The sequence below is a fragment of the Streptosporangium sp. NPDC049644 genome (assembly GCF_040675205.1).
Lineage (GTDB): Bacteria > Actinomycetota > Actinomycetes > Streptosporangiales > Streptosporangiaceae > Streptosporangium > Streptosporangium fukuiense.
Window position 1 is genome coordinate 1 of sequence record NZ_JBFAOJ010000221.1, and the last position, 2979, is coordinate 2979.

The 2979-nt window shown below is 65.6% G+C and carries 3 protein-coding genes; 2 read left to right on the plus strand and 1 reads right to left on the minus strand.

Features of this window, described 5'->3' with window-relative positions:
• Nucleotides 1-196: 196 nt before the first annotated feature.
• On the minus strand, nucleotides 197-1324 hold the full coding sequence (locus AB0J58_RS44520) for an XRE family transcriptional regulator (RefSeq protein ID WP_364227801.1): 1128 nt from the start codon (nucleotides 1322-1324) through the stop codon (nucleotides 197-199).
• Nucleotides 1325-1532: 208 nt separating this feature from the next.
• Here AB0J58_RS44520 and AB0J58_RS44525 point away from each other — a divergent pair, with 208 nt between their 5' ends.
• Nucleotides 1533-1943, plus strand: a complete 411-nt coding sequence (locus AB0J58_RS44525; RefSeq protein ID WP_364227803.1) for a hypothetical protein — start codon at nucleotides 1533-1535, stop codon at nucleotides 1941-1943.
• 389 nt (nucleotides 1944-2332) lie between these two features.
• On the plus strand, nucleotides 2333-2979 hold a 647-nt coding region (locus AB0J58_RS44530), incomplete at its 3' end, for a GntR family transcriptional regulator (RefSeq protein ID WP_364227806.1).

Genomic DNA, 2979 nt, shown 5'->3' on the forward strand with positions numbered 1-2979 from the left:
AACGACGACACGAACGAGCAGAAGGACACGCCAGAACAGCCGACACAGAATTAGCCCAGCTCAACTGCCTTGATTAAATTGACAGGTTCCGATCTCATCGAGTGGGTGCCGATGTCGGAGATCCCGGCGATGATCGCCCGCGGTGACATCTGGACATCGGGAACGTTGATCGGTCTGTACGCGGCGCGCGATCGGCTCAACGGAGTGAGCGCTTAACCGCTCGGACGAGTTCCTCGATGCGCTTGCGCTGGCGGCGGGAGCCGGTCATGGTCGCGAGTTGCTGGGCGCGTTGGATGTGGGGTTGGGCCGCGTCGGGTTCTCCTCTGGCCAGAAGGGCGTGGCCCAGGTCGCAGCGGACTCCGGATTCGGCGCGGTTGTAGGTGCCGTCCATTCCCGCCAGGGCGGAGCGGAGGTCTTCGACGGTGCCGGGATCGCCGAAGCGCACCAGGCAGTTGCCGCGCCAGCGGGCGAGGTGGTGAGCGTCCAAGGAGAGGTAGGGCATGCTCACATCGGCCTCCCCTGTCGGTAGAAGTGCGGCGGCCTGGTCGAGGGCCGCGCGGCAGGTGGTCTCGTCACCGAGGATCGCGGCAGCTTCGGCCTCGGCCGCTGACAACCAGGTCCGTAACAGGTCGGGGATGTGGTCGCGGTGGGTGGCGTGGATGTACTGGAGTAGCTCGGTGGCTTCGGCCGGCCTGCCGAGTTCCATCAGGACATAGGTCTGTTCGGCCGAGACGTAGGCGAGAACGGCGGGGTCGTCGGCTTCGCGGGCGGCGGCTTTGGCCTGCTCGTAGTGATCCCAGGCGTCGTTGAGCGCACCGGTGTGGATGGCCTGCCATCCGGCCAACGATGAGGTCTCGGCCAGGACCTGGGCGAGTTGAGCGCGGATGCCGGGCCGTACCGCGTGGCGGTGGGCGCGTTGCACCTGGGCGATCTGGGCGCGCATCTTCTCTGCGATGGCGACCCCGCCGACTCGGCGGTCCATAAGGCGCAGGTTGTTGGTCTCGGTGGTGAGGATCATGACCATGACGGGGTCGATGGCGGTAGCGGCTTCGATCCGGGCCGTCAGTTCGTCGGCCTGCTCCTGGTGGTTGTCGCCGTGATCCCCGGTGGGGGATGCGAGGTCGAGCGGGGCCAGGCCGAAGAGCATGCGGGCATGATCGGGCAGGCCAAGGCCGGTGGCAATGCGCTCATAGACCTCTAGGTCGGTGACCTGGCGTCGCCCTCGGATGATCAGGCTCACGTGGCCCTGGGCTATTCCGGTCGCCGTGCTGAGGCGGATCTGACTGGCTCCGCTGTACTTGACCGCGAGGTTGAAAAGCGCCATCACGTCACGGTTCTTAAGGATTTCTTGGCTTTCGTCGCGGTCCCAGACCCATGCCGGAATCTCGATCGGATTGAAAGCGTTCCCGTGCATTCCATCCTCCGGTCATTGGTTCCGAAGTGGCGCATCACCGCAGAACGGGACTCTATATTCTCGGTGGTATACCTGCGCGGGATAGGGCGGAAAAGTTCGCCCGGACATTCTTTCCGGCATGACAACACCGGTTAAGTGCACGGAGTGCGACGGGCGCGGCTGGAAGATCGTCACCCGTCGTGGATGTGTGGCGGCCATGGGCCTGCGCCTGGAATTCTCGGCACACGAGGACTGCATCTACTGCGGCGGTACGGAACAGCTCGTCGAGATGTTCGAGTGGGAGGTGTTCACCACCTCCGGCGGAACCGACGAGCTCGGGCCGTGCGGGGTCAGCTCGGGACAGGCCACGGCGATGGACACGCTCCGCACGGAGATGCGGCGGATGGACTCGCCCGCGACGGTCTGGGGCCGCATCAGCCACCGGGTCCGCGACTTCAGCGCCGTGCAGGACGACTGGTCGCGACAGGTACTCTTCCACGCCACCGTGGACCCGGCCGGGTCGGTGCGTTTCGAGCGGCAGGAATCATGAGCGGGAGTTCTCCCCGGCAGGGAGCGTCGTGCATGGCGCATCATCTCGTACCGGCTGCTCCCGGATGTATGCCTTTGACCTGGAATAGGTCGCGCCGTTTCGGGCGGGTTCGGGTAGTGGCCTGGACCTGTCACGAGCATCGGGTGACGTTTTACGAATTGTGCGACGCGGGCGGGCTGTCGTTCATTCGGCGTACGGTTCAGGACAAAAATCGGGTGACCGTATTTCACAGTGAGGCGTGGTCGCCTGCTCAGGCGCGGGTGGTGTGGATCAGGATTCTGGCGGGGCTGGCCAGGTAGCCGCCTGTGGCTGCCGTGCCTCCTGACAGGGCTGGTCTCAGCCGGTACTGTGCTTGTGCAGACAAGTGGTAGAGCGATCGGGCGGTTAAGATGAGCAGGGATTTCGCCCCTCCGAAGTATGCCCAGGTGATGGGCACGATTCAGGAGCGCATCGAGGCCGGGCAGTACGCGGCCGGTGACATGCTGCCCTCCGAGACGCAGCTCGTCAGAGAGTTCGGGGTGGGCCGCACGACAGTAGTTCGGGCGCTTCAGACGCTGGCCATGCAAGGCTGGATCGAGCGTGAACATGGCCGAGGCTCGTTCGTGAAGGGCCGTCCCGAGAGCGCCGCCGATCGCATTCGACCGGGCCTGGCGGTGGCCGAGCAGGCCGAGAGCGGCGACATGGTGACCGAGGTTGCCCGTGTTCCGGCTCCCCGCCACATCGCTCGTCTCCTCAACGTTGAGGACAAGACGCCGGTGATTTCGCGTCGGCGCGTGGTCGAGCAGGGTGGCCGGCTGTCGGCGGTGGAAACCCTGTGGTTCCCGCTGGAGATCGCGTTGGGCACCGACGTCGACAAGCCCGAACCGCTGGCGCGCGGAGTGCGTCATCACCTCCAAGCGGTCAAGCACCTGCGGTTCGATCACGTCACCGAGCGGCTGACTGCGCGCAACCCCACCAAGGAAGAGGCCGAGTTGCTCGGCTCTGCCAAGCCTGTCCTCGGGGTGCTGGCCACCGTGCATGACGCTGCGGGGGCGGT